Below are 26,518 nucleotides of genomic sequence, written 5' to 3' on the forward strand. Positions count from 1 at the left end.
TTGTCCGTATCGCTCCCCGTGCCAGCATTGTCCTGTCATCGCCAACTGGCAAGATAGCGTCGAGCCCATGGAAAAAGGATGCGCAGGCACTCAAGCACGGGTGTTTCAGCGCTGTGACGGACATGCAAAATGCTACGGCGGTGAGCTTTGGCCCCTACACCTTTCATCGGCAGCAGCGCCTGGTCAGCAAGGCCGGATGGCCGGTACCGCTGGGCGGGCGAGCCTTGGATATTCTTGCGGTACTGCTCGAAGCGCCCGGGCATTTCATCAGCAAGGCGACCTTGATCGAGCGGGTGTGGCCCAACAGCGTCGTCGAAGAGAGCAACCTGCGCGTGCACATTGCCGCATTGCGTCGCGCCCTGGACGGCCAACGCTGGATCCTCAATCACCCCCAGCGCGGTTACTGCTTCGCCGCACCGGCGCAAGATGCGCTGCCGACGCTGCTGCCTCAGCACAACTTGGCTGCGCGGCTGAGCCCGGTGTGGGGGCGCGATGAACTGGTGGGCGTGCTGGCGCGGCGTTTGGCCGCGCAGCGCTTGTTGACCCTCACCGGCGTGGCCGGCATTGGCAAGAGCACACTGGCACTGGCCCTGGCCGAGCGGGCATTGCCGCGTTATCGCGACGGCGTATGGTGGCTCGACATGGCCGTTGTGCAAGCGCCGAGCGAATTGCTCGGTAGCCTGGCCAGGGGGTTGCAGCTGCATTCGACGCCCGACAGTTTCAACGAACTGGGCCGGCGTCTGGCTTCGCGTCAGTTACTGCTGATACTCGACGGCGCCGACCTGCTGCTGGGCGCGTGCCGACAGCTACTGCGTGCGCTGGGCGAGACGGCGCCTGGCGTCAGTGTGCTGATCACCAGCCGCGAAGCCTTGCTGGCCCCTGGCGAGTGGGTGGTGCGCGTGCCTCGGCTGGCGGTGCCGTCGCCGTCGGCCAATGTCGAACAGGCGATGGCCTGTCCTGCGGTGCAACTGTTCGTGGCGCGCGCGCGTGCCAATCAGCAGGGGTTTGATTTGCGGCCCCAGGATTTGGCGCCGCTGCGCGACCTGTGTCGGCGCCTGGACGGCCTGCCGTTGGCTCTGGAATTGGCGGCCGCCCAGGTGGATGCGTTGGGCATCGGCGGTGTGCAGATGCAAGTACGCACGGGTTTGCAAGTGCTGGCCCGGGGGCGGCGCACGGCGGTGGAACGTCACCGATCACTGACCGCGGCCCTGGATTGGAGCTACGAGCGCCTGAGCCTGCCGGAGTGCTGGCTGTTTCTGCAATTGAGCCTGTTCAAGATGGCGGTCACCTTACCTGGCCTGAGTGACATGGTGGCCGGTACGGAGCTTGAACATGCCGACCTGTCTTACCTGCTGGCACGCCTGGTCAACGTCTCGCTGCTGAGCGTCGAGCCCGGCCTGGGCCAGCCGCGCTATCGCCTGCTCAACTGCGTGCGCAGCTACGCCCTGGGGCAACTGCGCGACCCGCGCCAGGTCGAGCGTTTGCAGCAAGGCTACGCGCCTTGCCTGGGGGCGTTCTCAGGCCGGCCGTTTGTCCTGCAACTCGTCGAGCAGGCAGCGCACGCGCAGTAGATCCTGGGTAGCGAAGCCTTCGCTGAAGCGTGCATGGATTGAACCGAGCAAGTCCCTGGCGAGCTGAATGCGCCCCTGCTGTTGCCATAATTGCGCCAGGGATTCGCCGCAGCGCAGCTCCCAGGCCAGGGCACCTTGCTGGTGCGCCAGGCCCAGCGCCTCCAGTAGCAGTGCTTCGACGGCGTGCTCATCCTCTAGCTGCAAGGCGTACACCCGCAGAATCTCCGGGGCGCACCAGCCCGCCGCGCCACTGCGCGCGCGTTCCAGGGTTGGCACATCCACCGCATGGGTGCCGAAGGTGATCAAGGTGTCTTGGATCAGGCCCAGGCCTTGCCAATCCGGGTGGCCAAGAATACCGGCGTAATGCCCGGCCCAGGTCTGGAACAACTGCACCGAATGCTTGTGCGATTGCTCCAGCAGCAGCCGTTGCAGGGCTTGGGCGTCGTCTTCGGCGCCGTTGTAGCGGGCGATCACCACCCCAGCCAGGGCCAGGGTGTAGCAGATCGAGGTGCCGTGGTTGATCTGCAGGGCCAACTCCAGTGCCTGGCTGGCGGTGCGCCAGGCGCGCTCGGGAAAGCCCTGCAACCACAGGATCCGCGCCAGCACGGTCAAGGAGGCGACACCCTGGTCGTATTGCACGCCAACCCCGAGGGCAAAGCGGTTCACGTGACCGCTTTGGGACATGCGCTGCAACACCTGCTCGGCGTGGTGCCGGGCGAGCGGCTGGTTGCCGGTGTAATGCTGGCCCAGCGCACGCAGCCGCTGCGCGCTAAGGCCCAGCAACGGCTCGGTGTGTGGGTCGAGCCGTTCGAACTGCACGCTCAGCTCCTGCGCTGGGCCGTAGCGCCCGGCACACAGGTTCACCGCCATCAACCCGGAGACCGCACGCAACTGGCCGCCAAGGTCCTGGGTTGTCTCGGCCAGGCGTGCGGCACCCTCGAATGCCGCAATGGTCCGAGGTGCGGCGCCCATGGCGTGGTAGGAGAGGCTGCCCAGGGCCAATTGCAGCTGCAGGGTCAATTGCGTGCAGGGCGCGGTAACCTGGCCAATCAGCGCCAGCGCCTGGTCCACATAGCCGCCGTGCTCACGCAGCAACGACAACTCTTGCCACAGTGGCATCGCGCTGACCGTCAGGCGGATAGCCAGCAGCTGCGCACCGTCGTCAGCAAAGCCCCAGTCGAGGGCGGCACGCACGTCTTCGCGCAGCGGTGCATAACGGTCGATCCACGGCTGTGTGGCGATCAGGTCCCAGTCGCCCTGGGCCTGTTCCATCAGCGCCAGGCAGCGTGCAGCGTGGCGCTCTCGTGTGGCATGCAGTTCGCAGGCCTGGCTGAGCTTTTCCAGGGCATAGGTGCGGGTGATGTCCAGCAGGCGATAGACCATTTCGTCATCGCTGGCCTCCACATTCAACAACGACTTGGCCACCAGTTGCGTAATGGAGCCCAGCACTTCGGCGGGGGCCACTTGCTCCCCGGCGATCACCGCCGCTGCGCTGACCAGGCTGAAGCCGCCACGGAAGACCGCCAGGCGGCGCAGGCAGATTTGCTCGCACGCCGTGAGCAGGTCAAAGCTCCAGTCGAGCGTGGCGCGCAGGGTCTGCTGGCGGGGCAGGGCACTGCGTCGGCCGCGGGTCAGCAGGCGAAAGTTGTCTTCCATCTGCACCAGCAGGCCCGGCAAGCCAAACCGTTCAATTTGCGCGGCCACCAGTTCGATCGCCAGGGGAATGCCGTCCAGGCGCTGGCAGATATCAATCGCCAGGGGCAGTTCAGCGTCGCTGAGGGCAAAGCTCTCCTGGTGGGACATGGCGCGCTCGATCAGCAATTGCATGGCCGGGTAACCCAGGGCCTGGGCGCGGTTGCCGGTGGCGGGCGGGCAGGCCAGCGGTTCAAGGCGCTGCACATATTCACCTTCGGCGCGCAGGGCTTCGCGGCTGGTGGTGAGGATGTGCAGGTGCGGTGCATGGCGCAGCAGGGTTTCACTGATCAGGGCGATGTCGTCGAGCAGGTGCTCGCAGTTGTCGATCACCAGCAGCATCTGGCGTGCCTGCAGGCTGCGGGCGAGGCTGGCCAGGGACGCATTCTCGCCCGGTGTCAGGCCGAGCAGGGCGGCCAGGTTGGGCAGGATCATGGACGCGGCACTGAGCGGCGCCAGGTCCAGCAGGTGAATACCGTCGCGGTAATGCCCGATCAGCAATTCCGCGACGCGCAGGGCGACGGTGGTCTTGCCGATGCCACCGGCGCCGGTCAGGGTGATGAAGCGTTGCTGCGGCAGTTGTTGCACCAGAGCGTCGATCAGCGCTTGGCGACCGATCATGCGTGTGCGGCGCAAGGGCAGGTTATGGCTGGGGCGTTGGGGCGCGCCGTCGGTGGGCAGCGTCATGGGTTCAATGCTCAGTGGCGCAACAAAACTGTAGCCGCGCTGGGCGACCGTGACGATATAGCGCTGCCCGGCCTGGCCGTCCCCCAGTGCTTTGCGCAACGCAGCCATGTGCACCCGCAGGTTGCCGTCTTCCACCACACTTTTGGGCCAGACCCGTGCGATCAGCTCCTGCTTGCTCACCACATTGCCGGCGTGCTCCAACAGGATCAGCAGAATGTCCACCGCCCGCCGCCCCAGGCGCAGCGGGCGACCGGCCTCCAGCACCAGGCGCTGGCGCGGGTGGATGCGGTACGGGCCGAAATGCACGGCCTGGTCGCTCAAGTCATTCATGGCTGCCCAGGTTCTGGATGAGGAGAGCGGCCAGCATATTCCAGGTACGCGCAGACCACTAGGCAGCGATCACATCAGGTTTGCTGCGCGAGTGGTGGTTTCGCCAGGTCATCGGGTTGACGCCTTCGCTGCGGGTGAACATATGGCAGAAGTGCGCCTGGTCGCAAAAGCCACATTCGAGGCTGATCTGCGTGAGGCTCAGGGACGAGCCGGTAATCAGTTCCTTGGCCCGCTGGATGCGTTGCTGGCGAATCCATTCCTGGGGCGACAGCCCGGTGGTGCACTTGAAGGCGCGGGAAAAATGGCTGCGCGACAAGGCGCAGGCCTGGGCCAGGTCGGCGATCGCCAGGCTTTCGCCGAGGTTGGCGAGGATCAGTTGCTTGGCGATGCGCTCACGCCGGGGGCACAGGCCACCGGTGGCGGGCAACCGGGGGGCATATTGCTCGAGTCGGGCCATGACAAATATCCGCAGTCGATGGGAACGTTCCCGGTGGATGGGTGCAGTGTAGACGCCCTTAATCTTGTTGCCGGACCGCCTGGCTGACGAGTTAATCGTTGTTAATTTCGCCAGGTGCGGCGCTGGAAAAGACAGCACAGCTATGCAATCCCGGGCGTGCAGTGCATGCTTCCCTGGCCCCCTGGAAAACGTTTGGATAGCGCCCATGAACCGCAACGATCTGCGCCGCGTCGATATGAACCTGCTGGTGATTTTCGAAGCCTTGATGTTCGAGAAAAACCTGACCCGAGTCGCCGAAAAACTGTTTATCGGCCAACCGGCAGTGAGCGCCGCATTGGGCCGTTTGCGCGATTTGTTCGACGACCCGTTGCTGCTGCGTAACGGCCGTGCCATGGAACCCACCGCGCGTGCACTGGCGATACTCAAGGAGCTGCAACCGGCCATGGACACCATCTCGGGCGCCGTCAGCCGTGCCAAGGATTTCGACCCTTCCACCAGCTGCGCGGTGTTCCGCATCGGCCTGTCCGATGATGCGGAGTTCGGGCTGTTTCCGTCCTTACTCAGCCGCCTGCGCGAAGAAGCGCCGGGCATCATCGTGGTGGTGCGCCGCGCCAATTACCTGTTGATGCCTTCGCTGCTGGCCAGCGGTGAAATTTCCGTGGGGGTCAGCTACACCACCGACCTGCCGGCCAATGCCAAGCGCAAGAAGCTGCGGGATATCCCCTGCAAGGTCCTGCGCGGCGATGACGGCGAGGCGCCGCTGACCCTGGATGATTACTGCGCCAGGCCCCACGCAATGGTGTCGTTCTCCGGCGACCTAAGCGGCAATATCGACCTGGACCTGGCCCGCATCGGCCGCTCGCGTCGCGTGGTACTGGCCGTGCCGCAATTCAGCGGGTTACGCGCGTTGCTAGCGGGGACGCAGATTATCGCCACCGTGCCCGATTACGCCGCGTGCGCGTTGACCGAAGGCACACGCCTGCGCGCCGAGGACCCGCCGTTTGCGATTGATGCGGCGGAGCTGTCGATGGTGTGGAGCGGGGTGCATGACAACGACCCGGCGGAGCGATGGCTGAGGGGCAGGATTGCGGAACACATGGCCCGGGCGACGTAGCTTTGCCGGTAATTGTAGGAGCGAGCTTGCTCGCGAAAAACCTGAGGGCGCCACGTTGAACCAGTAAGCCCGCGTTATCGTTGAGGTTCTTCGCGAGCAAGAACTAGACGTCCCCCTCGCTCCTGCAACAAGCCAAACAGCACATACATCCAATTCTCCCCACCGCTCAACGGCCAGACTCTCCCCATCGCTCAATACTCCGGGGAAGCACTCAGCCATGGATTCAACCGTCAACACCAGCCCCGACGAAGTCGTCACCCTGGTCGTCAAGCACCGGGTCAAACCCGGCTTTGAAGTCGAGTACGAAGCCTGGTTGCGCCGCATCGTGCGCATCGCGGGCGAACGCCCTGGGCACCTGGGTGTTGACGTGGTGCGCAGCCAGCAAAACGGCATGGCGCTGTTCACTTGCGTGCTGCGCTATAGCTCCACCAGCGCCCTTGAGCTGTGGCTCGGCTCCCCGCAACGCCAGGCGCTGATCGACGAAGCCGCGCCGATGCTGGCGGACGGCGACCAGACGGAAATCGGCGCGGTCAATGAATTCTGGTTCGCGCCCCAGGCCGAGGGCGGTGCCAAGCCGCCGCGCTGGAAGCAGGCGGTGGTCAGCCTGTTTGTGATCCTGCCGCAAACCTTGCTGCTGCCGTTTATCTGGGGGCCGATCCTGCGGTTGCACCCGTTTTTGTCCAATTACGTGGTCTCCACCTTCCTGGTCACCCTGACCATCGTGTTGCTGGTGGTGTACCTGCTGATGCCGGCGGCCACCCGCCTGTTCGCTCCCTGGCTTGAAGCCTCTGTAAAGGAAACCCTATGAACGCCGATCTGATTCTGTTCAATGGCCAGTTCCACACCGTGGACCGCGAAAACCCACGCGCCACCGCCGTGGCCATCCACCAAGGGCGCTTTGTCTCCGTGGGGACCGACGGCGAAGCCATGGCCCTGCGCGGCAGCGGCACCCAGGTTATCGACCTCAAGGGCCGCACCGTGATTCCCGGCCTCAACGACTCGCACTTGCACCTGATTCGTGGCGGGTTGAACTACAACCTTGAACTGCGTTGGGAAGGCGTGCCGTCCCTGGCCGATGCCTTGCGCATGCTCAAGGACCAGGCCGACCGCACGCCCACGCCGCAATGGGTGCGCGTGGTGGGCGGCTGGAACGAATTCCAGTTCGCTGAAAAGCGCATGCCTACCCTGGAAGAACTCAACCAGGCCGCCCCGGACACCCCGGTGTTCGTGCTGCACCTGTATGACCGCGCCTTGCTCAACCGCGCCGCACTGCGGGTGGCGGGCTACACCAAGGATACGCCGAACCCGCCGGGCGGTGAGATCGTGCGCGACAGCAACGGCAACCCCACCGGCATGCTGGTGGCGCGGCCCAACGCGATGATTTTGTATTCGACCTTGGCCAAGGGCCCGAAACTGCCCCTGGAATACCAGGTCAACTCTACCCGCCAGTTCATGCGTGAACTCAATCGCCTGGGCCTGACCAGCGCCATCGATGCCGGCGGCGGTTTCCAGAACTACCCCGATGACTACGCGGTGATCGAGCAACTGGCCAAGGATCAACAGTTGACGGTGCGCATCGCCTACAACCTGTTCACTCAGAAGCCCAAGGAAGAACTCAGCGACTTCAAGAACTGGACCGGCAGCGTCACCCTGCACCAGGGCGATGACTACCTGCGCCATAACGGGGCCGGCGAGATGCTGGTGTTCTCGGCCGCGGATTTCGAAGACTTCCTCGAACCCCGCCCGGACCTGCCGCTGACCATGGAGCAGGAGCTGGAACCGGTGGTGCGCCACCTGGTGGAACAGCGCTGGCCGTTCCGTCTGCACGCCACTTACGACGAGTCCATCTCGCGCATGCTCGACGTGTTCGAGAAGGTCAACCGCGACATCCCGTTCAATGGCTTGCCGTGGTTCTTCGACCACGCCGAAACCATCACGCCGAAAAACATCGAACGCGTGCGTGCCCTCGGTGGCGGTATTGCGATCCAGGATCGCATGGCGTTCCAGGGCGAATACTTTGTCGAGCGCTACGGCGCCAAGGCTGCCGAAGCCACGCCGCCGATCAAGCGCATGCTGGCCGAAGGCGTGCCGGTAGGGGCGGGCACCGATGCCACCCGCGTGTCGAGCTACAACCCTTGGACCTCGCTGTACTGGATGGTCAGCGGCCGCACCGTCGGTGGCCTGGAGCTGCACGCCGAGGGCTTGCCGCGCCTTACCGCATTGGAGCTGTTCACCCACGGCAGCGCCTGGTTCTCGTCCGAGCAGGGCAAGAAAGGCCAGATCAAGGTCGGTCAACTGGCGGATGTCGCCGCGTTGTCGGCGGACTTTTTCAGTGTCGAAGAAGAAGCCATCAAGTGGATCGAGTCGGTACTGACAGTGGTCGGCGGCAAGGTCGTGTACGGCGCTGGCGACTTCGAAGATTTCGCACCGCCACGGGTACCGGTGCTGCCCGACTGGTCGCCAGTGGTCAAGGTGTCAGGGCACTGGCGCCCGACGTCGCCGATGCAGGCCCAGGTTCACCAGTGCAGCGGACCTTGCGGCGTGCATGCCCACAGCCATGAAAAAGCGCGCCTTTCCAGCGTGCCGGTCAGCGACTTCCAGGGTTTCTGGGGTGCGTTCGGCTGCTCCTGCTTTGCCTTTTGAAGAACACCCCCATCCCCAAAGGAGTTACCCATGACTTACAAGCGCTTGAACAAAGATGATGCTGTTGTGCTGTTGGTTGATCACCAGACCGGCCTGATCTCCCTGGTGCAGGATTTCTCCCCCAACGAGTTCAAGAACAACGTGCTGGCCCTGGCCGACGTGGCGAAGTTCTTCAACCTGCCGACCATCCTGACCACCAGCTTTGAAAGCGGCCCCAACGGCCCGCTGGTGCCTGAGCTCAAAGAACTGTTCCCCGACGCGCCATACATCCCGCGCCCTGGCCAGATCAACGCATGGGACAACGAAGACTTCGTCAAGGCCGTCAAGGCGACCGGCCGCAAGCAGATCATCATTGCCGGTGTAGTGACCGATGTGTGCGTGGCATTCCCGACCCTGTGTGCCCTTGACGAAGGCTTTGAGGTTTTCGTGGTCACCGACGCTTCTGGCACCTTCAACGAAACCGTGCAACAAGCCGCCTGGGCACGCATGACCGCCGCCGGTGCGCAACTGGTCAACTGGTTCTCCGTGGCCTGCGAGCTGCAAGTGGACTGGCGCAACGACATGGAAGGCCTGGCCAACCTGCTCTCGCCGCGCATTCCCAACTACCGCAACCTGATGAACAGCTACTCGGCGTTCGCTGCCAAGTAAGCTGCTCTGTAAAACACCGCAAGACCCTGTGGGAGCTGGCTTGCCTGCGATGGCGGTATACCAGTCAACAGCATTGCTGGCTGATACACCGCCATCGCAGGCAAGCCAGCTCCCACATTTGATTGGGTTCACATTTGGTTTGTGGTGTGATCACTGACAGGCTATAAAACAGCCCATCGTCCCCTGAGAAGCGACAATGAACCCTTTCGAAGACATGCGCCTGTTCTGCCAGGTCATGGAGTCCGGCAGTTTTACCGCCGCCGCCGAGCAATTGGGCTTGTCCAAGCAATTTGTCAGCCGCCGCCTGATCCAACTGGAAGACCGCCTGGGCGTGCGCCTGCTCAACCGCTCCACACGGCGCCTGGACGTCACGCCGCTGGGCCAGAGTTACTACGAGTCGGCCTTGCGCCTGCTCGGTGAGGTGGAGCAGGTGGAGCAGGGCATCGCCGGCCAGAACAGCGAGCCGCGCGGCACCATTCGCCTCAGTGCGCCCTTGTCGTTCGCCATGGCGCACCTGGGTTGCCTGCTGCCGTTGTTTTTGCGTCAGCATCCACAGGTCTGCGTTGAAGTCGACCTGAGCGACAGGCCGGTGGACTTGATCGGCGAAGGCTACGACCTGGTGCTGCGCATCGGCACCCTGGAAGACTCCACCCTGATCGCCCGGCGGATCGCCGCTATCGAGCGGGTGTATTGCGCCAGCCCCGACTATCTGGCGCTACGGGGTACGCCATTGAAACCCGAGGATTTAACCACGCACGACTGCCTGCCCTACGGCCACGGCCGCCAGGTGCAATGGCGCTTCAAAGGCAAGTTGCAAGCCTTGAGCGTCAGCGGACGCATGCGCGTCAATAACGGTGACCTGCTGCGCGATACCGCGATTGCCGGTCTGGGCGTTACCTATCTACCGACGTTCATTGTCAGCGAGGCCTTGAAGGACGGTCGCTTGGTCAAGGTATTGGAAGACTTCGCCCCAGAGGCCTTGACCCTGTCGGCGGTGTACCCGCAGCACCGCCAGAGTTCACGCCCGGTGCAAGCGCTGGTGGAGTTCCTGCGCGAACGCCTGGCTAGCGGCTGCTGAACAGTTGGCGGATCAGGTTGGGCGTGCTGCCCGTCCACCGCTTGAACGAGCGCCGAAAATTCGCCGCATCGTTGAAGTTCAGGTACGCGGCCACTTCCTCGTTACTCAGCCCCTTGGCCTGGTACAGGTGCAACGCCACGTGCTTGCGCACCCGGTCGACCTGTTGCTGAAAACCCGTGTCGTGCCGTTGCAACTTGCGCTTTAGCGTGGCCGGGCTCATGGCGAAGGTGTGCGCGGCTTGTTCCAGGCTCGGTGGCTGGCGCACGTGTTCGCGCAGGTAGCCGTAGAGGCAGTCCAGAAAGCTTGTGGCAAAGCCCAGTTGCTCGATTTGTTCAAGGGCTTGCTGGCGTGCGACCTGGCCCGCGGTGGCCGAAGCACCGGGCCAGTTGTGGGTGAGGTATTCACGGGGGAGGCACATCATGTCCAGCGGACGTTCGAAGCGTGTGTGTTCGCCCAGATGCACCCAGTATTGCTCGACGTACCGGGGTTCGGCATGGCTGAAACTGCACACCCACGGCAAGCGCTGGCCGCTGAGCCATTGGCTCATGGCAACCAGCGAGGTCATGCTGGCTTCGAGCAGAAAGCGCCAGTGTTCGCCGGCGCCGCAACTGTCCAACCAATACAGGTAAGCGTGGTGCTCATCCAGCTCCACTTGCAGCGTGGCCAGCGGGCTGAGCAGCACTTGTTGCTGGATCAGGATCTCCAGCGCCTGATGAAGGTTGTGTGCATGCCCCAGCGCATGACTGGCGGCGCCGTAGTAGCCGGGCAGCAGGCGTTGGCCAAACAGGAAACTGCTGTCATCGGCATCCAGCAGTTTGCGGCTGTTGCCGATCAAGCCCAAGAACTGCTGCGGGCTCAACCGCGCGTTGCCGGCCAGGATGTCTTCGTGGAACAGGCCGGTGCCGCGCAGCAAACGATGGCTGTCGATGTCCCGGGACAAGCCCAGGTCGATCAACGTGGCGGGTTGATAATGACCGGGGATGAAGCGGCTGTCGTTTTCATACCAACTGGTTTTCACAGCCATTTCAGGCGCTTTTCGCAAGAGGGTGTTTGGCGCGGGCCAGGCCCATATTCAGCCGCTTTAGCAACTCGTGGGGTGACTCTTGCAAGGCCATCACCACCGCCGTGGTCGCCGCCAGTTGCAGGCGTTCGCCCTGTTGCCGGGTCTTGTGGGCGAGGCTCTGCACCGCGTGTTGCAACTCCTGCGCCAGGCCCTGGGCCTGGCGCTCGCCGGTGTTGGGCAGCAGCACCACAAAACGATCGCCTGCCAGGCGGCACAACAGGTCCTGGCGGCGCAGGTTGAGCAACAGCACATGGCTGACCGCCTGTAGCACCGCATCACCCTCGGCATGCCCGTAGGCCTGGTTGATGGCGGCGAAGTTGTCCAGGTCCAGGGCCAGCAGCGACAGCGGTTGTTGCTGCTCTTGGCTGTCGCGCAGGCTGTCGGCGAGTTGGCGCTTGAGGTAGTCGGCACCGGCCAGGGGGGTGAGTTTGTCGAATAGCCGATGCTCGCGAAACAACCGCTCGCGTTTTTCCATCTGTGCGCTGATCGCCAGTTGTTCGTGGTGCCAGTGGTAGATACCGATCGTCAGCAGGATCATGCCCACCGGCATTGGCCCTGACTCCAGCCAGTGATCCCAGGAGATGCTGTCAGGCAGGCGGATGAATTCGTCGAGGCTGTCGATCCACCAGGAAAAAAAGATGCACGACAGCCCCAGCGCCAGGTATTGGGTGACCCGTCCGGCGGGGCGGCTTTTCAACACCAGGCCCAGCCAGATCAGCGCGAGCAGCGCCGAACCGCCTTCGCCGATGATATCCAGCCACACCCATTCGCTGACGCTTTTGAGCTCGCCGCAGGCCAGGTGCAGGATCAGTCCGAGGTTGGCGGCGATCAGTAGCAACGCGAGTTTCCAGCGGTGGGGTTTGAGCACGGAAAACATGGCCACGGGTCCTTGGGCAAATAAGCGATGGGCGCCAGCACAGCAGATGGATGTGACGGTTGGATGACGGGGTGGGAGGGTCGAATCAGCTCATGCCCTCGGTGCATTTTTCATGCTGAACATGGACCCCATGTGGGAGCTGGCTTGCCTGCGATGACGTCCTCACAGCCGCCCCATATCTACCTGACACCCCGCAATCAAACTGTGGGAGCTGGCTTGCCTGCGATGACGGCCTCTCAGCCGACACCTATCCACCTGACCCCCCACCATCCAACTGTGGGAGCGGGCTTGCTCGCGAAGGCGGCCTGGCAGTCAACACAGTTGTATTGTGTGCACATCCATTGCTGCGGTAACGGCTACTTAGGGTTCCGCCCTGACGGCGGGTCACTTTTGGAAGGACCCAAAAGTAACCAAAAGGTCCTCGCCCCACCACTCGGCACCTCGCTTAGGCTCGGTGTGCCCGTAATCCGCCAGTGATTTGGGGGGCCGCCGCCACGCGCCATCCATGGCGCGGGGCGGCTAAACCGGCATCCCTGCCGGTTTACCCCCCAAATCCCTGTCGAATTCCGGCCAGCGTGGTTTAACGGGGCGCCTGAGATCAAAAGCAGATCAAGATCAAGAGCGGCTCGCTTCGCATCGTAGTTACCGTCGACCGCCTTCGCAGGCAAGCCAGCTCCCACCTCTGACCGAGGTCATTTCAGCTCATTTGAGCCCTCCACAAGCTTGTAAACCCCGCTTTGACAGGCTCTGCCCGTAACCCTGTCACAGAACCGTCACGCCCCATCCCTAGCTTGCCCTCCCAGTTGCCGGGCCTCTTGCCTGGCGCCAACGGATTCTTGGGGAGGGTTTCATGTACAAGCGCACCGGGCTCGTCAGCTTTACGCTTACCGCCTTGGCCCTGGCGATAGCCTGCGAGCGGGTCAATGCCGCCGAAGCGGCCACCACCGAGCATGTCGATGTGGTCGGCCAAGCCGCTGCAATCGACAGCGCCCTCAAGGAGCAGCGCTCTTCCGATAGCATCAAGAGCGTGGTGCATGCTGACGGCGTCGCGCAGTTGCCGGATGAGAACGTTGCCGAGGCGGTGCAGCGCTTGCCGGGCATCAGTGTTGAACGTGACCAGGGCGAAGGTCGCTTTGTGAGCGTGCGCGGCCTGGGTCCGGACCTCAACAGTGTGACCATCAACGGCACCCTGGTGCCCTCGCCTGAGAGCGAGCGCCGTGCCGTGGCCCTTGATGTTCTGCCTTCGGAATTGGTGCAGTCGTTGTCGGTGATTAAGACGCTCACACCGGACATGGACGCCAACTCCCTGGGCGGCACTGTTGATGTGAAGAGCCTGTCGGCGTTCGATCACAAGGGCCTGTTCTACACCGGCAGCACTGAGGCCAGCTACGACAAGAACACACACCAGACCAGCCCGAAATTCTCCGGCGCCGCCAGTAACCGGTTCAGCCTCGGCGACGGTATCGACAACTTTGGCGTGGCCGCGGCGCTCAGTTGGCAGAAGCGTGATTTTGGCTCGGACAACGTCGAAACTGGCGGCGCCTGGGACTTTACCAACGGTGCCCGGCTCAACGAATTCGAGCAGCGCGACTACGACATCAGCCGTGAACGCGCCGGTGGTGGCCTTAACTTCGATTACACGCCCGATGACTTGAGCAGCTACTACCTGCGCACGCTCTACAGTCGCTACAAGGACACCGAAACCCGTAACGCTGCCAGCCTAGAGTTCGCTGACCCGCAAGCGCCTGGCGAATTGGGCGAAGTCGAGGGCAAGCGTAAGCTCAAGAACCGTGAGGAAACCCAGCAAATCCAGTCCTACGTATTGGGCGGTGAACGCATGCTCGGCCTGTGGACCCTGAGCGGCCAGGCCGGGTACAGCCGTTCCAGCGAAGACAGCCCGGGGCATATTGCCGGTGCGACCTTCGACGGCGGTGACTTTGCCGACAGCGGCTTTTACGACAAGACCAAGCCGCGCCCGATCATCGGCAGTGGTTTCTACGACCCCGCCAATTTCAGCCTCGATAAAGTCGACTGGGAAAAACAGCACACCCAGGACACCGAGAAGAACCTGCGCCTGGATCTGGCCCGCGACTACGACCTTAGCGGTTACGCATCCCAGTTCAAGTTCGGCGGCAAGGTCAGCCGGCGCCACAAGGACAATGACCTGGAGGCCTGGGTCTACAAGGACCTGGATGAACAGGGCTTGAGCGATGAACAACTCAACCTTACGCAGTTCCAGAAGGGCAACGTCGACTACCGTCTCGGCCGCTTTGGCCCGGGCATCAGCGCGGGCAATATTCGCCAACTGATCGGCGGCCTCAATCGCGATGACTTCTATGACCCCACCGAATCCACGGTCAACGACTTCACCATTCGCGAAGACATCAACGCCGGCTACCTGATGAACACCGTTGTTATCGACGACTGGCGCTTCATTGCCGGCATGCGTTACGAAGGTACCGAATTCGAAGCCAAGGGCACCGGCGCCACGGACGGCCAGTTCAGCGCCACCGAGACCAAGCGCCGTTATCACCACTGGCTACCGGGCCTGCATGCGCGCTACCAGATTGACAAGAACACCCAGGTACGCGCCGCCTGGACCAAATCGGTGGTGCGTCCGACCTTTGGCCAATTGGCCCCTGGTTTTGTGATCGACGATGACGAAGCCACCTTCGGCAACCCGGACCTCAAGCCGCTCGAATCAAGCAACCTGGACCTGGGCATCGAACATTTCATGGGCCGCGCCGGTACCGTGTCGGCATTCGTGTTCTACAAAGACATCCAGAACTTCGTCTACAACACCGACGTGGCCGGTACCGGTGCCTGGGCCAACTTCGCCGAGGCGCACACCTTTGCCAACGGCGACAGCGCCAAACTCTATGGCCTGGAACTGGCCTACTCACAGAAGTTCGACTGGCTGCCTGCGCCATGGAACGGCCTGATGATCGGTGCCAACAGCACCTTCAGCCGTTCCAGCGCGGACATCGAGGGCTTCGACAGCGCCAGCGGGCGCACTCGCAAGCGCAACATCAGCCTGCCCAACCAGTCAGACACGGTCGGTAACCTGATGCTGGGATGGGAAGACGACACACTCAGCTTGCGCCTCTCGGCCAATTACAAATCGGCCTATTTGTACGAGCTGGCGTCGATCAATGACAAGGCCCATGACCTGCACGTCGACGCGCAAACCTTTGTTGATTTCAGCGCGCGCTACTCCCTGACCAAAAACCTGCAGGTCAGCTTCGAGGCACAGAACCTCACCGACGAGTCGTATTTCGTCTACACCGGCCACCGTAGCTACAACGGCCAGTACGAAGAGTACGGCCCCACCTACAAGCTGGGCCTGACCTTCACCCATTTCTAACCGTTGCCCCCTGTAGGAGCGAGCTTGCTCGCGAAAAACCTCAGCGATAACGCGGGTCGCCTGAATGAGCGCGGCGCCTGTGCGTTTTTCGCGAGCAAGCTCGCTCCTACAGGGCATCAGGGCAAGCCGTCCCAAACGGGATCTCCATTGTTTTCGAAGGATTGTCTGTTCATGAGAATTTCCAAGCTGTGCCTGCTGGTTGCGTTGGTAATCAGCGGCAATGCGTTCGCCACCGAGCTACCGCTGACCCCTTGGGCACCCAGCCTGAATGCCCAAGCCGTGGCCTTCCTGCCCGGCGGCACCCAGCGCGTGGCCGCCAGTGCCCGCGACGGCCTGTTGTTGCTCGACGATAAAGGCGCCGAACTGGCCCGGTTCAAGGGCCGTTTCAGCAGCCTCGACACCCGCGCTGCGGGCACTCAATCGCTGATCGCCAGCCTCGACAACGACCGCCAGCAGGCCTTGCTGATCGGTCTGGATGGCGTCGGCAAAACCTGGGGTGCGCCGCTGTACCTGCCGACCCGCGACTTTGCGGTAAATAGCCTGTGCCTCTATCGCGATTCGGCGGCCAACCTGTTTGTGTTTCTGGTCGGTGAAGAGGGCAAGGGCGAGCAGTGGCTGGTGGGCAATGGCTCGACCCTGCTGGCCCAGGCGCAGCGTGTTCGCAGCCTGTCACTGCCGCCATCGGCGCAGTACTGCCAAGTGGATGATGCGGCCGAGCGATTGGTGGTGAACGAGCAAAACGTCGGCTGGTGGGCCTACCCGGCGCACCCGGAAGCCGAGGTGAAACGCACGCCCGTGGCGCTGTTCGACGACCCCGCGCGCGAAGCAGGCGCCATGGCGCTGGTGCCGGGCGGGGTGCTCGCGCTGGACCCGAAAACCGCGCAATTGCAGCTGTTCCAGCAAGTCGGGGAACGTTGGGTTGGGCAATCCAGCCTCGCCTTGCCGGGCCTCAAAGAACCGGAGCAACTGGTGATCCAGGGCCGGCAGGTGCTGGTGCGGGATGACGACAGCGGCCAGCTCTATCAGGGCCGTCTCGACTGGCAAGCCACGCCGGTGCCGGTTGCGCCGATACTTGCGCAAGTCGCCGCACTGCGCCAGACCGAACCCGTGGGTCGCCAAGGCGACGCGGCGGATGACCCGGCCATCTGGATTCACCCGGACACGCCGGCCAAAAGTCGTGTGCTGGGGACCAACAAGAAACAGGGCCTGCTGGCCTACGATCTCGACGGCAAGTTGCTGCAGGAACTGGCAGTGGGGCGGCTGAACAATGTAGACCTACGCCCAGGCTTCAAACTGGGTACGCACACCGTCGACCTGGCCGTGGCGAGTAACCGCGACCGCAACAGCCTGAGCCTGTTCAGCATCGACCGTCAGAGCGGCGAGTTGCGTGAAGCCGGTGAGGTCCCCACGCCACTCAAGGACATCTACGGTATCTGCCTGTACCAGCCCGCCAGCGGCGAGCTTTACGCGTTTGCCAATGACAAGGATGGCACCTTCCTGCAATACCGCCTGAGTGCACCGACTGGCCGTGTGCAGGGCGAGTTGGTGCGCCAGTTCAAGGTCGATAGCCAACCCGAGGGCTGTGTGGCCGATGACCAGCGCCAACGCTTGTTCATCGGTGAGGAAGATGTCGGCGTGTGGGCGATGGATGCCCGTGCCGAGCAACCGGCCACGCTCACTTCGGTGATCAAAGTCGGCGCGCAACTGCACGCGGACGTCGAAGGCTTGGCGTTGTATCAAAGCCCCGCGCGGGATTACCTGGTGGTCTCCAGCCAAGGCAATGACAGCTACCTGGTGCTGGACGCCGAGCCGCCATTCGCTGTGCGCGGCGCCTTGCGCGTTGGCCTCAATGCGGCCGCCGGCATTGATGGCGCCTCGGAAACCGATGGCCTGGAGGTCACTGCCGTCAACCTCGGCGGGCCCTGGAGCCAGGGCATGCTGGTGGTGCAGGACGGCCGCAAGCGCATGCCCGAGCAAGCCCAGAACTTCAAGTTCGTGCCCTGGGCCGAGGTGAGCCGCGCGTTGAAATTACCTTGAGCTGTCATCACGCAGTCATCCGTTTTTAATCGAATAGGAGCTTCACCATGCACGCGACGATGGAACATATGACGATCTGGAGCTTGATCAGCGACGCCAGCCTGTTGGTCAAGGCCGTAATGATCACTTTGCTGTTGGCATCCTTGCTCAGCTGGTACCTGATCATTCAGCGCAGCCGTGTGCTGCGTGGGTTGGATCGGCAGCTTAACGGCTTCCTGTCGCGCTTTCGCGTGGCGTCGGACCTGCAGCCCTTGTATCGCGAAACCGTGCAGGCAGGCGAGGGCGGTGTGGCGCCGATCTTTATTGCCGGCATGCAGGAATACCAGCATCTGCGCCACCACGATCCGGCCGTGCTCGAGGGTGTGGAGCGCGCCTTGCAGGTAGCGATCACCGAGCAGGAACTGGAGCTGGAAAAGGGCTTACAGTTTCTGGCGACGGTGGGGTCGGTCAGCCCCTATATCGGCCTGTTCGGGACCGTGTGGGGCATCATGAATTCGTTCCTCGGCTTGTCGCAGGTGCAACAGGCCACGCTATCGACCGTGGCACCGGGTATTGCAGAGGCCTTGATTGCCACCGCCATTGGCCTGTTTGCAGCGATTCCGGCAGTGATCGCCTATAACCGTTTCGCGGCACGCAGCCAGACCTTGCTCACGCGCTACTACGCTTTTGGCAATGAGCTGCAAGTGCACCTGCACCGCACGCTGCGCGGTACCTCGATCAACCTGGCCGTGGCCGCCTGAACAAGGAGCAAAGCGATGTTGATCAGGCCGCAACGCAAGCACGGGCCCAAGGCCGAGATGAATGTGGTGCCCTACATCGACGTGATGCTGGTGCTGCTGGTGATCTTTATGGTCACCGCGCCCATGCTCACCCAGGGTGTGAAGATCGAACTGCCCAAGGTCGCCGCCGAGGCGCTGGCCAGCGATACGCGCCAGCAGATCCTGACGTTATCGGTGAAGGCCGACGGTGGCTACTACTGGAACCTGGGTGACGAACTGGATACCCGCCAGCAGACCGACAGTGCGGTGACCCTGGAAGAAATGAGCGCCAAGGTCATGCAGGTGGTGGCGGCGCGCAGCGATACCCAGGTGTATATCCGTGCTGACGACAATGCCGGTTACGGCCGTGTGGTGGCGGCCATGGCGGTACTGCAGAAGGGCGGTGTCAGCAACCTTGGGCTCGTCACCGAGGCCCCACAATGACAGCGATGAGCATGCGTAGTCCGGCACTGGCCTTGGCGCCCAACGGCGATGGTTTCTGGCGCAAAAGCCTGGCAGCGAGTCTGGCCGTGGCGCTGCATGGTGCGGTGGCAGTGGCGTTGATGCTGGGCTGGTCAACGGAGCGACCAGGGGTGGATGCGCCACGGGTGATGCACACGCAGTTGGTGGTTTTACCTGCGCCGGCACCGGCACCGGCGCCGATACCTGAGCCCGTCGCTGCCGCGCTGCCAGAACCTGTTGTTATCCCGGTACCGACCAAACCGACAGTTGATCCGCAGGTCCAGGCGCAAAAGCTCGAGAAAGCCGCCCTGGCACGCAAGCGGGTTGAAGAAAAGAAACTCGAGCAACAACAGCGCATGGCAACCGAGCAGCGCAATCGTGAGTTGGAACAGCAGCGCCTGAGCCAGGCGCGTGCCGCTTCGGAAAAAGCCAGAGCCCCCGTGCCTGCGCCTACCCCAGCATTCGACAGCCGCCAGTACCAGCCCTTGAGCAAGGCCGCCCCGGACTACCCCGAACGCGCCCTGGACAAGAACATCGAAGGCGACTGTTCAGTGGAGTACACCGTCAACACCCAGGGGCACGTGGAAAACCCCAAGGTGCTGGACGGCTGCCACCCGTTGTTCATTCGGCCCTCATTAGCAGCGGCCAATACTTTTCGCTACCAGCCGAGAATCGTCGATGGCAAGGCTGTTGCCGTACCGGCGGTGCGCAATACCTTCCACTACCGCATCAAATGAATTTCTCCTGGCGGTGGTTCAGTTAAAGATGCAGTGACTGACACACCGCCTTCGCGAGCAAGCCCTCAAGCATTCGCTAGGTTACTTAACTCAAGACCCGCCACATACCGTTCCAGATTAGCCAGGAATGTGTCTGCAACTTCCTCCTTGCTGTTGGTCGAAATAGCTGAAGTATGCGGCGACAGCCGTACCCTCGGATGGCTGTACAGCGGGTGCCCGTCGGGCAATGGCTCTGGCTCGGTGACGTCGAGGGACGCCAGGCCGATCTGGCCGTTATCCAGCGCGTGCAACAGCGCTTGCTGATCGAGCAGGCCTCCGCGGGCAATGTTGATCAGGTGCAGCCCCGGCTTGGCGCTGGCCAGTACATCACGGTCGATGATATGCCGCGTCGCTTCGGTCAGGGGTGCCGCCACCACCAGGTGATCGGCGCGGGCAAACAGGTCGTGGATGTCATTGGCCGCTTCCACGCCATCGAGGCCGAACGGCGTTGTGCTTTGACGCAGTGCCACGACCTTGAGCCCCAGTGCCAGGGCCTTTTGCGCCAGGCTTGCGCCAATCGCGCCAAAGCCCAAAAGGCCCAACGTGGTGCCCTTGAGCGGGCGCAGCGCGGTGAACTGCCATTGGGCATCCTTTACCCAGATATCCGGCAAATGCTTGGACGCGGCAAAGATCGCCGCCAGAGCGAACTCCGCCAGGTTATCGGCAGCACTGCCTCGTGAGGTGGTCACCGGCGGGCCGTTGAACAGCCACCGCGGGTAGAAGTCGATACCCGACGATACCAGGTGCACCCACTGTGCGCCGTAGGGCCAGCCCGGTGGCGGGTTATCGGGGGCGGTGTAGCCACGCACATTGATCGGGCGCAGCAGCAGGATATTGGCGTGGGGCGGCAAGTCACTGGGCACACCGACCGGCACGCCGATTACCTGGGCTTGGGGGTGCAGTGGCGCAAGACGCTCACGGATCACCTGGTTGAAGTCCTCGTCCAGTTGGCTGGCAATAATCACCTGGCTCATGTGCGTTCCTTCTGGCGCTGGTTGAACACCGCTTTGCCGACGCCCTGCAGCACGGCGTCATTTTGCGGAGTGTGGACGCGGCTGCACAGCACATCGCGGTAATGCCGTTGCAGTGGGCTATGGCGTGACAGGCCAGGGTTGCCCGAGGCTTCGATGGCCAGCTCGACCGCACGGATTGCATTGCCGGTGACCAGGTACTTCACCTGTGCGGCATTGGCCGTTGGCGTGTGGCCTGCGGCGGCAGTGTCGAGCAGGCTGCGGTTGGCAAACAGCAGCGTGTCGATATGGCCGACGGTCTCCTGAAAACGCGGCAGGGTGGACAATGCCGCGCCGAGATTTGACGGCTTGCGTTCCTCCAGCCAGTCCACCAGCCAGTCCCGTGCCGCCTGAGCCACGGCGTCGTACACCGACGACAGCAACACCGACATCCACAGGAAGCCTTCGCCATCCAGCTCCGCTTGCGGGGCGCTCCAGGGGCTGACGCTGACCGCATGGTCCAGGGGCACCAGAACGTTGTCGAGTACCACCTCATGGCTGCAGGTGGCGCGCATGCCCAAGTGATCCCAGGTGTCGATGATGCTGACACCGGGGCTGGCCTTGGGCACCAGCCAGGCGCCTACCAGCGGGTCGGCGTCGTCGCTGCGCGCCCACACGCTGAACCAGCTCAGGCCATGGCTGCCGGTGGAGTAGAGCTTGCGTCCACTGATACGCCAGCCCTCGGCGGTGCGCACCGCGGTGGTGGCCGGCAAACCACCACGGGCCGGGGTGCCCAGGTCGGGTTCGACCCGCAGGGCGTTGATCAGTGCACCGTTTTGCACCGCGTCTTGCGCGACTTGCACGCGCAGGTGTGCGGGCCAGGTCTGGCTGTCTTGCAGGCGGCTGTGTTGCAGGTATTGCATCACCAGGATCAGGGCCGTGGACGGTTCGCCCTTGGCGATGGCGCTGATGACCTTGCGCGCCTGGGCCAGGCTGGCGCCACCGCCGCCAAGTTTCTTCGGCACGGTCAGGGCGATGAGGTGGTGTTGGTGCAGGAGCTTGAAATTAGCGTGGGGGAAGGCGCCGCTTTCGTCATAGAGGGGCGCGGTACTGGCCAGCTCGGCGCTGAGGCGTTCAAGCAGTGTATCGAATTGGGCGAGTTCCTGTGGGAGCTGGCTTGCCTGCGATCGCGGTTTATCAGGCGGTAGTGTAGTTGGCTGGCACACCGCTATCGCAGGCAAGCCAGCTCCCACATAGGTCGAGCGACTGCGCGATTGGCTCATACCAGCGCCTCCACCGGCTCTTCAATCACGCTGTAGCGGTTCGCCGGCACCTCCAGGCCGAGGTTGTCGCGCAGGGTATGGCCGCTGTACTCGGTACGGAACAACCCTCGCTGTTGAAGCACCGGCACCACCAGCTCGGTGAAATACTGCAAGCCATCCGGCAGCACCGAATTGATGATGAAACCATCGCTGGCGCCGCTCTCGAACCAGGTCTGGATCGCATCCGCGACCTGTTCCGGGGTGCCGACAAAGTCGCGCTGGGGCCGTGAGAAACGCAGGGCCACTTCGCGCAGGGTCAAGCCTTCGTCCCGGGCCAGTTGCTTGATACGTTCGGAGCCGCCTTTCTGGCTGTTGGCGCCCAGGTCGCCCAGTTCGGGGAAGGGCGCATCCAGCGGGTACTGGCTGAAATCATGGTCGTTGAACGGCCGGCCAAGGGCGACGATGGCGTCTTCTACCGTGACCAGCGCCACGGCTTGCTGGTAGCGGCTTTCCACTTCGGCCGCATCACGCCCGACAATCGGGCGAATACCCGGCAAAATCGACAGGCTGTCCGGGTCGCGGCCAAAGCGCTTGGCGCGCCTTTTCAAGTCGGCACTGTAGGCCTTGCCCTCGTCGACAGTGTCCACATGCACGAAAATCGCATCGGCGTTTTCAGCGGCAAAGTTACGCCCATCCTCCGAAGTGCCCGCCTGGAAAATCGCCGGTTGGCCCTGGCGCGAGCGCGCGATGTTCAGCGGGCCTTTGACCGAGAAGAATTCGCCCTTGTGGTTAAGCGCATGCAACTTGCCCGGGGTGAAGAATTCGCCGCTGTGCTTGTTATAGGCAAAGGCGTCGTCCTCCCAGGAATCCCACAGGCCCTTGACCACATTCAAATGCTCCTTGGCGATGCGATAACGCACGGCGTGGGGCGGGTGCTCGGCCTTACCGAAGTTATCGGCGGTGCCACTCAGCCACGAGGTGACCACGTTCCAGCCGGCGCGGCCGCCGCTGATATGGTCCAGCGAAGCGAACTGGCGTGCCACCTGGTAAGGCTCGGTGTAGCTGACGGTCACGGTGGCGACCAGGCCGATGTGAGTGGTCAGCGCGGCCAGGGCCGAGAGGATCGTCAGCGGCTCGAAGCGGTTGAGGTAATGGGGGCTGGACTTGGGGTGGATATGCAGGCTGTCGGCGATGAACACGAAGTCGAACCGGGCTGCTTCGGCCAGTGCGGTCTGCTGCTTGTAGAAGCCGAAATTGGTGCTGGCGTCGGGTTGTGCCTGCGGGTGGCGCCATTCGCCCCAACCGTGGCCGACGCCGTGCACCATGGCACCGAGTTTCAATTGACGTGGCTTGCTCATGTTCTGCTCCTTAGCGCGAGGCTTGTTCGAGGGGGATACGCTTGGCGTTGAAGCTGGAATCGAAGCCCTGGGAGACGTCGATGTGTTTGCTCAAAAGGCCTTCTTTTACATAGGTGTCGGCGGTGGCTTGCAGGCCGTGGATCACCGTATCGTCAATCGTGACGGGGGACAGATGGGTGTCCTTGGCCACTTCGATATGCACGGCCAGTGGCAGGCCAGTGATCTTGGCCTGGGCAGCGGCGTATTGCTCGGGATGGGTATTGGCCCAGGCATAGGCGCGATCAATGCGGGCGACAAAGTCGTCCAGTTGCACACGTTTGTCGGCAATGGCCTGGCCGGTGGCCGCGAAGTACAGGTGATTGCTCAGCAGGTGCTTGCCGCTGACCAACACCCGAGCATTGCTTTGTGAGGTGACCACGGTGGTGTAAGGGTCCCATGTCGCCCAGGCATCGGCGGTGCCGTTGTCCAGCACCAGTCGCGACTCGGCGGGCAGCAGGAAGATGAACTGTACATCTTGGGTGGTCAGCCCGGCATTGTTCAGGGCCTTGATCGCCAGGTAATGCCCGATGGAGCCGCGCCCGGTGACGATCTTCTTGCCCTTGAGGTCGGCCGCGGTCTTGATCGGTGAATCCTTGGGCACCAGCAGCGCGGTGGTGTTACGGCCTTCGGCATGGATGATGCTGATCACCTTGATCGAGGCACCGGCGCCGAGGGCGAACACATAAGGGGCATCGCCCAGGGCGCCGACATCCACGGCACCGGCATTCAGCGCTTCGCCCAGGGGCGAGGCCGAGGGGAATTCCGACCATTTGATCTCGTAGGGCACGTTCTGGCTTTCGCCCGAGGCTTCCAGCAGCGCCTTGATCGTGGATTTCTGGTTGGCCACGCGCAGCGGTTGCAGGTCGCCAGCCTGGACGGTAGAAAGCAGGCCGAGGGCGAGGGCAGCGCCCAGCAACAGGCGTTTGAATGCAATGGCGTACAGCATGGGAAAAACTCCAGGCGTTAGGTAAAGGAAAGTACCTCCGCCTGGAGAAGGGGTCGGTTGAGCGAAACGGTGCAGCGGTGAATCAGATCACGTAGAAACCATGGGTGCCGTCGCGGGCCAGTTGTTCCACGAGGCCGAACTCCCAATCCAGGTAAGCCTGCATGGCTTCCCGCGGGTTGTCGGTGCCTTCGTAAGGGCGGCGGTAGCGGTCGATACGTGGGGACGCCAAGTGGCTTTCACCTGACTCAAGGGGCAGCTGCGCCTGGATCCAGCCGGCCGTGCCGTCCTGCAGCAAAAAGACTGGCTTGCCGGTAAGCGCCTCGACTTCCGGCACCGCCAGGCGCGCCAGTTGGCTGCTGCCGCAGGTCAACACATAGCGCTGGGCGCTCGGTACCTTGGCCAGAGCCTCTGGCAGTTGCGCGCGCAGCACCCACCAGGCGCCGGGGATATGACGTTTCACGTAGTTGGCGCTGGCGGTGAAGTCCAGCACCAGGGTGTCGCCATGGCCGAGCCAGTCGGCAAGGGTGTGGGGGCTGATCAGTTCGGCCTGGGGCGGCGGCGGTACTGGCGCGACCCATGCGCCGCGCTCGCTGAAGTGCTCTGCTTGCAGGTCATCCAATACGTACACCTGCCAGCCCAACTGGGCCAGCCACGACGCAGACATATTGGCGCGCACGCCGTCGTCGTCCACCAGTACCAGGCGCGCACCGCGCACACTGGCCACGTGGTCGGTTTCCTGCACCAGTTGCCCGCCCGGGGTGGCGCGGGCGCCCGGCAGGTGGCCGGCTTCGAATTCTTCCACGGTGCGCACATCGAACAGGTAAGTGGTGCGTGTCGCGTCCTGTTGCCAGCGCTGCAGATCATTGAGGGTGGCACGTTTTACCGAGGCTTTGTCGGCAACACCACGGGCCTCTTGGGCGGCCAGCTGGCGATGGTTTTCCGAGGTCGGTGCAAACTGGCGCGCCTGCCCATGGGCGAGGGTCTGCCCGGCCAAGGTCCAGCCGATGGTGCCGTTGCGCAGGGCCGCCACCGGGTTGGGGATGCCGGCGTTGATCAACGACTGAGTGCCGATAATGCTGCGGGTGCGCCCGGCGCAATTGACGATAATGCGCGTGGCCGGATCGGGCGCCAGCTCACGGGCGCGTAACACCAACTCAGCCCCCGGCACGCTGATGCCCGTGGGGATGCTCATGGTCTGGTATTCATCGAAACGCCGCGCATCTAGCACCACCACATCGGCCTGGCTGTCGAGCAAGGCCTGGACTTCTTCGGCGGCCAGGGACGGCGTGTGACGCTGGTTCTCCACCAGTTCGCCAAACGCCTTGCTCGGTACATTGACGTCGATAAACAGCTCGCCACCGGCCCGGCGCCAACCGTCCAGCCCACCCTCCAGCAGGCTGACCTGGGTGTAGCCCAGTGCACCCAGGCGTACGGCGGCGCGGTGGGCCAGCCCTTCGCCGTTGTCGTACAGGGTGACCTGGGTATCGCGGCGTGGAATGCGCGCGTACACCTCCAGTTCCAGCTTGGACAAGGGAATATTCGCGGCGAACAGCGGATGGGCCTCGGCAAAGGGGGCTTCCTCACGCACGTCGATCAGCGCGACTTCTTCGCGTGCCAACAGGGCCTGGCGAATCTGCGCAAAGCTGCGGGTCGATACAGTGGTCATAGGGCAGCGCTCTTTTCTTTGGACAGGTCCCAGATGTTCGGGAGGTAGGCATTGGAATAACCGGAGATAAACAGTTTCTCGCTGCCGTCGGGCTGGTACACCGCCCGGCGCACCGCGCCGATATTGGCGCCGTATACGTGGATGCTGATGGACACTTGGTCAGCGTGTGCATTGCTGACCTGGTGGATATCACCGACCTTGGGCGACACCGTTTCGACCTGGCCGGGCAGCAATTGCAAGGGGTCGCCTTGCGCTACCAGGCTGCCGCCCGGCGCCCGGGCAAACCCCTGGGAAAACTCCGCGCCGCGCAACATGCCGATCAACCCCCACACCCTGTGGTCATGAATCGGCGTGCGTTGCCCCGGCCCCCACACAAAGCTGACCACGCTGAAGCGCTGGCGCGAATCGGCATGCAGCAAAAATTGCTGATAGCGCTCGGGGTCGGGTTGGGCGAATTCGTCGGGCAGCCAATCATCGTGGCTGACCAGTTGCGCCAGCAGCTTGCCGCCACGGTGCAGCAGGTCGCCTTCACGCGGGTTGCCGTCGATCAATTCCGCCAGGGCGCCTATGAAGGCTCTGAGTCTCTCGGGGTGTCGGGCCTGGGTCATGACCATTCCATCGGGCTGTTGGTGTGCTTTTATCTAAGCATAATGTTTATTTTTAATATGCTATTTTTTAATGATTAGCTTATAGCCGAAGGTAATTTAGAACCGGTTTGAATAGCGTTAGACGTTATTGAT

21 protein-coding genes are annotated in these 26,518 nt (G+C 63.0%); 11 read left to right on the forward strand and 10 right to left on the reverse strand.

Translation table 11 applies throughout. From position 1 onward, the window contains the following. Positions 1 to 122 precede the first annotated feature (122 nt). The gene (locus TX24_RS11935) at positions 123 to 1,571 is read left to right on the forward strand and encodes an ATP-binding protein (protein ID WP_050547346.1); all 1,449 of its coding nucleotides are present in this window, start codon (positions 123 to 125) and stop codon (positions 1,569 to 1,571) included. On the opposite strand, the gene TX24_RS11940 is transcribed toward TX24_RS11935, so the two are convergent. Together TX24_RS11940 and TX24_RS11945 are read right to left on the reverse strand one after the other, a co-directional pair. After that, entirely contained in the window at positions 1,518 to 4,280 is a 2,763-nt protein-coding gene (locus tag TX24_RS11940) for an ATP-binding protein (RefSeq protein ID WP_057710400.1), read from the reverse strand. The genes TX24_RS11935 and TX24_RS11940 overlap by 54 nt on opposite strands. A gap of 58 nt (positions 4,281 to 4,338) precedes the next feature. Beyond that, positions 4,339 to 4,737, reverse strand: coding sequence for a helix-turn-helix domain-containing protein (locus TX24_RS11945; protein ID WP_003191911.1), 399 nt, complete (start codon positions 4,735 to 4,737; stop codon positions 4,339 to 4,341). 205 nt (positions 4,738 to 4,942) lie between these two features. Between TX24_RS11945 and TX24_RS11950 the strand changes: the two genes are divergently transcribed. From TX24_RS11950 to TX24_RS11970, 5 genes are all read left to right on the forward strand, one after another. Continuing rightward, complete coding sequence (locus TX24_RS11950; protein WP_003191909.1) at positions 4,943 to 5,851, forward strand: LysR family transcriptional regulator; 909 nt, start codon at positions 4,943 to 4,945, stop codon at positions 5,849 to 5,851. 217 nt (positions 5,852 to 6,068) lie between these two features. Continuing rightward, positions 6,069 to 6,659 (forward strand): antibiotic biosynthesis monooxygenase, encoded by a 591-nt coding sequence (locus tag TX24_RS11955; protein WP_057710401.1) that lies wholly within the window; start codon positions 6,069 to 6,071, stop codon positions 6,657 to 6,659. Continuing rightward, on the forward strand, positions 6,656 to 8,494 hold the full coding sequence (locus tag TX24_RS11960; protein WP_057710402.1) for an amidohydrolase: 1,839 nt from the start codon (positions 6,656 to 6,658) through the stop codon (positions 8,492 to 8,494). The genes TX24_RS11955 and TX24_RS11960 overlap by 4 nt, the downstream gene beginning before the upstream one ends. 30 nt (positions 8,495 to 8,524) lie before the next feature. Beyond that, positions 8,525 to 9,142 carry an isochorismate family cysteine hydrolase YcaC gene (gene ycaC / locus TX24_RS11965; protein ID WP_003191905.1) on the forward strand — a complete coding sequence of 206 codons (618 nt, stop codon included), beginning with the start codon at positions 8,525 to 8,527 and terminating at the stop codon, positions 9,140 to 9,142. 196 nt (positions 9,143 to 9,338) lie between these two features. After that, positions 9,339 to 10,220, forward strand: a complete 882-nt coding sequence (locus TX24_RS11970; protein WP_003191903.1) for a LysR family transcriptional regulator — start codon at positions 9,339 to 9,341, stop codon at positions 10,218 to 10,220. Here TX24_RS11970 and TX24_RS11975 read toward each other — a convergent pair. Both TX24_RS11975 and TX24_RS11980 read right to left on the reverse strand, forming a co-directional pair. After that, positions 10,207 to 11,244, reverse strand: a complete 1,038-nt coding sequence (locus TX24_RS11975) for an AraC family transcriptional regulator (protein WP_034134485.1) — start codon at positions 11,242 to 11,244, stop codon at positions 10,207 to 10,209. The two genes, TX24_RS11970 and TX24_RS11975, sit on opposite strands and share 14 nt — an antisense overlap. Before the next feature lies 1 nt (position 11,245). Further along, complete coding sequence (locus TX24_RS11980) at positions 11,246 to 12,160, reverse strand: GGDEF domain-containing protein (protein ID WP_034134484.1); 915 nt, start codon at positions 12,158 to 12,160, stop codon at positions 11,246 to 11,248. 850 nt (positions 12,161 to 13,010) lie between these two features. On the opposite strand from TX24_RS11980, the gene TX24_RS11985 reads away from it, so the two are divergent. The 5 genes from TX24_RS11985 (at position 13,011) to TX24_RS12005 (ending at position 19,518) form a co-directional block, all read left to right on the forward strand. Then, a complete protein-coding gene (locus TX24_RS11985; protein WP_003191900.1) occupies positions 13,011 to 15,524 on the forward strand; it encodes a TonB-dependent receptor in 2,514 nt (837 codons plus the stop codon). A gap of 171 nt (positions 15,525 to 15,695) precedes the next feature. Then, on the forward strand, positions 15,696 to 17,561 hold the full coding sequence (locus tag TX24_RS11990) for a phytase (protein WP_057710403.1): 1,866 nt from the start codon (positions 15,696 to 15,698) through the stop codon (positions 17,559 to 17,561). A gap of 47 nt (positions 17,562 to 17,608) precedes the next feature. Then, positions 17,609 to 18,301 (forward strand): protein TolQ, encoded by a 693-nt coding sequence (gene tolQ / locus TX24_RS11995; RefSeq protein ID WP_003191895.1) that lies wholly within the window; start codon positions 17,609 to 17,611, stop codon positions 18,299 to 18,301. A gap of 15 nt (positions 18,302 to 18,316) precedes the next feature. Then, positions 18,317 to 18,763 (forward strand): protein TolR, encoded by a 447-nt coding sequence (tolR, locus tag TX24_RS12000; RefSeq protein ID WP_057710404.1) that lies wholly within the window; start codon positions 18,317 to 18,319, stop codon positions 18,761 to 18,763. Continuing rightward, on the forward strand, positions 18,760 to 19,518 hold the full coding sequence (locus TX24_RS12005; protein WP_057710405.1) for an energy transducer TonB: 759 nt from the start codon (positions 18,760 to 18,762) through the stop codon (positions 19,516 to 19,518). Before tolR ends, TX24_RS12005 begins: the two co-directional genes overlap by 4 nt. A gap of 65 nt (positions 19,519 to 19,583) precedes the next feature. On the opposite strand, the gene TX24_RS12010 is transcribed toward TX24_RS12005, so the two are convergent. The 6 genes from TX24_RS12010 to TX24_RS12035 all read right to left on the reverse strand — a co-directional run bounded on the left by TX24_RS12010 (position 19,584) and on the right by TX24_RS12035 (position 26,386). Further along, positions 19,584 to 20,531, reverse strand: coding sequence for a D-isomer specific 2-hydroxyacid dehydrogenase family protein (locus TX24_RS12010; RefSeq protein ID WP_057710406.1), 948 nt, complete (start codon positions 20,529 to 20,531; stop codon positions 19,584 to 19,586). Beyond that, on the reverse strand, positions 20,528 to 21,790 hold the full coding sequence (locus tag TX24_RS12015) for an acyl-CoA dehydrogenase family protein (RefSeq protein ID WP_034135863.1): 1,263 nt from the start codon (positions 21,788 to 21,790) through the stop codon (positions 20,528 to 20,530). The genes TX24_RS12010 and TX24_RS12015 overlap by 4 nt, the downstream gene beginning before the upstream one ends. Next, on the reverse strand, positions 21,787 to 23,127 hold the full coding sequence (locus TX24_RS12020; RefSeq protein WP_003191888.1) for an LLM class flavin-dependent oxidoreductase: 1,341 nt from the start codon (positions 23,125 to 23,127) through the stop codon (positions 21,787 to 21,789). The genes TX24_RS12015 and TX24_RS12020 overlap by 4 nt, the downstream gene beginning before the upstream one ends. Before the next feature lie 10 nt (positions 23,128 to 23,137). Further along, positions 23,138 to 24,112, reverse strand: a complete 975-nt coding sequence (locus TX24_RS12025) for an ABC transporter substrate-binding protein (RefSeq protein WP_034135862.1) — start codon at positions 24,110 to 24,112, stop codon at positions 23,138 to 23,140. Between the two features lie 82 nt (positions 24,113 to 24,194). After that, positions 24,195 to 25,778: a rhodanese-related sulfurtransferase gene (locus TX24_RS12030; protein WP_057710407.1), complete on the reverse strand. Its 1,584-nt coding sequence runs from the start codon at positions 25,776 to 25,778 to the stop codon at positions 24,195 to 24,197. Then, on the reverse strand, positions 25,775 to 26,386 hold the full coding sequence (locus TX24_RS12035; RefSeq protein WP_057710408.1) for a cysteine dioxygenase family protein: 612 nt from the start codon (positions 26,384 to 26,386) through the stop codon (positions 25,775 to 25,777). Before TX24_RS12035 ends, TX24_RS12030 begins: the two co-directional genes overlap by 4 nt. Between the last annotated feature and the right edge of the window lie 132 nt (positions 26,387 to 26,518).

This window comes from Pseudomonas lactis (assembly GCF_001439845.1).
Classification (GTDB): domain Bacteria; phylum Pseudomonadota; class Gammaproteobacteria; order Pseudomonadales; family Pseudomonadaceae; genus Aquipseudomonas; species Aquipseudomonas lactis.

Excerpts from the sequence above, each read along its gene's own strand:
- TX24_RS12030 (WP_057710407.1), bottom strand. The coding sequence starts at position 25,778 with ATGACCACTGTATCGACCCGCAGCTTTGCGCAGATTCGCCAGGCCCTG.
- TX24_RS12020 (WP_003191888.1), bottom strand. The coding sequence starts at position 23,127 with ATGAGCAAGCCACGTCAATTGAAACTCGGTGCCATGGTGCACGGCGTC.
- TX24_RS11975 (WP_034134485.1), bottom strand. The coding sequence starts at position 11,244 with ATGGCTGTGAAAACCAGTTGGTATGAAAACGACAGCCGCTTCATCCCC.
- ycaC (WP_003191905.1), top strand. The coding sequence starts at position 8,525 with ATGACTTACAAGCGCTTGAACAAAGATGATGCTGTTGTGCTGTTGGTT.
- TX24_RS12035 (WP_057710408.1), bottom strand. The coding sequence starts at position 26,386 with ATGACCCAGGCCCGACACCCCGAGAGACTCAGAGCCTTCATAGGCGCC.
- TX24_RS11955 (WP_057710401.1), top strand. The coding sequence starts at position 6,069 with ATGGATTCAACCGTCAACACCAGCCCCGACGAAGTCGTCACCCTGGTC.
- TX24_RS11960 (WP_057710402.1), top strand. The coding sequence starts at position 6,656 with ATGAACGCCGATCTGATTCTGTTCAATGGCCAGTTCCACACCGTGGAC.
- TX24_RS11985 (WP_003191900.1), top strand. The coding sequence starts at position 13,011 with ATGTACAAGCGCACCGGGCTCGTCAGCTTTACGCTTACCGCCTTGGCC.
- TX24_RS12015 (WP_034135863.1), bottom strand. The coding sequence starts at position 21,790 with ATGAGCCAATCGCGCAGTCGCTCGACCTATGTGGGAGCTGGCTTGCCT.
- TX24_RS12010 (WP_057710406.1), bottom strand. The coding sequence starts at position 20,531 with ATGAGCCAGGTGATTATTGCCAGCCAACTGGACGAGGACTTCAACCAG.
- TX24_RS11980 (WP_034134484.1), bottom strand. The coding sequence starts at position 12,160 with ATGTTTTCCGTGCTCAAACCCCACCGCTGGAAACTCGCGTTGCTACTG.
- TX24_RS11990 (WP_057710403.1), top strand. The coding sequence starts at position 15,696 with ATGAGAATTTCCAAGCTGTGCCTGCTGGTTGCGTTGGTAATCAGCGGC.
- TX24_RS11945 (WP_003191911.1), bottom strand. The coding sequence starts at position 4,737 with ATGGCCCGACTCGAGCAATATGCCCCCCGGTTGCCCGCCACCGGTGGC.
- tolR (WP_057710404.1), top strand. The coding sequence starts at position 18,317 with ATGTTGATCAGGCCGCAACGCAAGCACGGGCCCAAGGCCGAGATGAAT.
- TX24_RS11940 (WP_057710400.1), bottom strand. The coding sequence starts at position 4,280 with ATGAATGACTTGAGCGACCAGGCCGTGCATTTCGGCCCGTACCGCATC.
- TX24_RS11950 (WP_003191909.1), top strand. The coding sequence starts at position 4,943 with ATGAACCGCAACGATCTGCGCCGCGTCGATATGAACCTGCTGGTGATT.
- TX24_RS11935 (WP_050547346.1), top strand. The coding sequence starts at position 123 with ATGCAAAATGCTACGGCGGTGAGCTTTGGCCCCTACACCTTTCATCGG.
- TX24_RS11970 (WP_003191903.1), top strand. The coding sequence starts at position 9,339 with ATGAACCCTTTCGAAGACATGCGCCTGTTCTGCCAGGTCATGGAGTCC.
- tolQ (WP_003191895.1), top strand. The coding sequence starts at position 17,609 with ATGCACGCGACGATGGAACATATGACGATCTGGAGCTTGATCAGCGAC.
- TX24_RS12005 (WP_057710405.1), top strand. The coding sequence starts at position 18,760 with ATGACAGCGATGAGCATGCGTAGTCCGGCACTGGCCTTGGCGCCCAAC.
- TX24_RS12025 (WP_034135862.1), bottom strand. The coding sequence starts at position 24,112 with ATGCTGTACGCCATTGCATTCAAACGCCTGTTGCTGGGCGCTGCCCTC.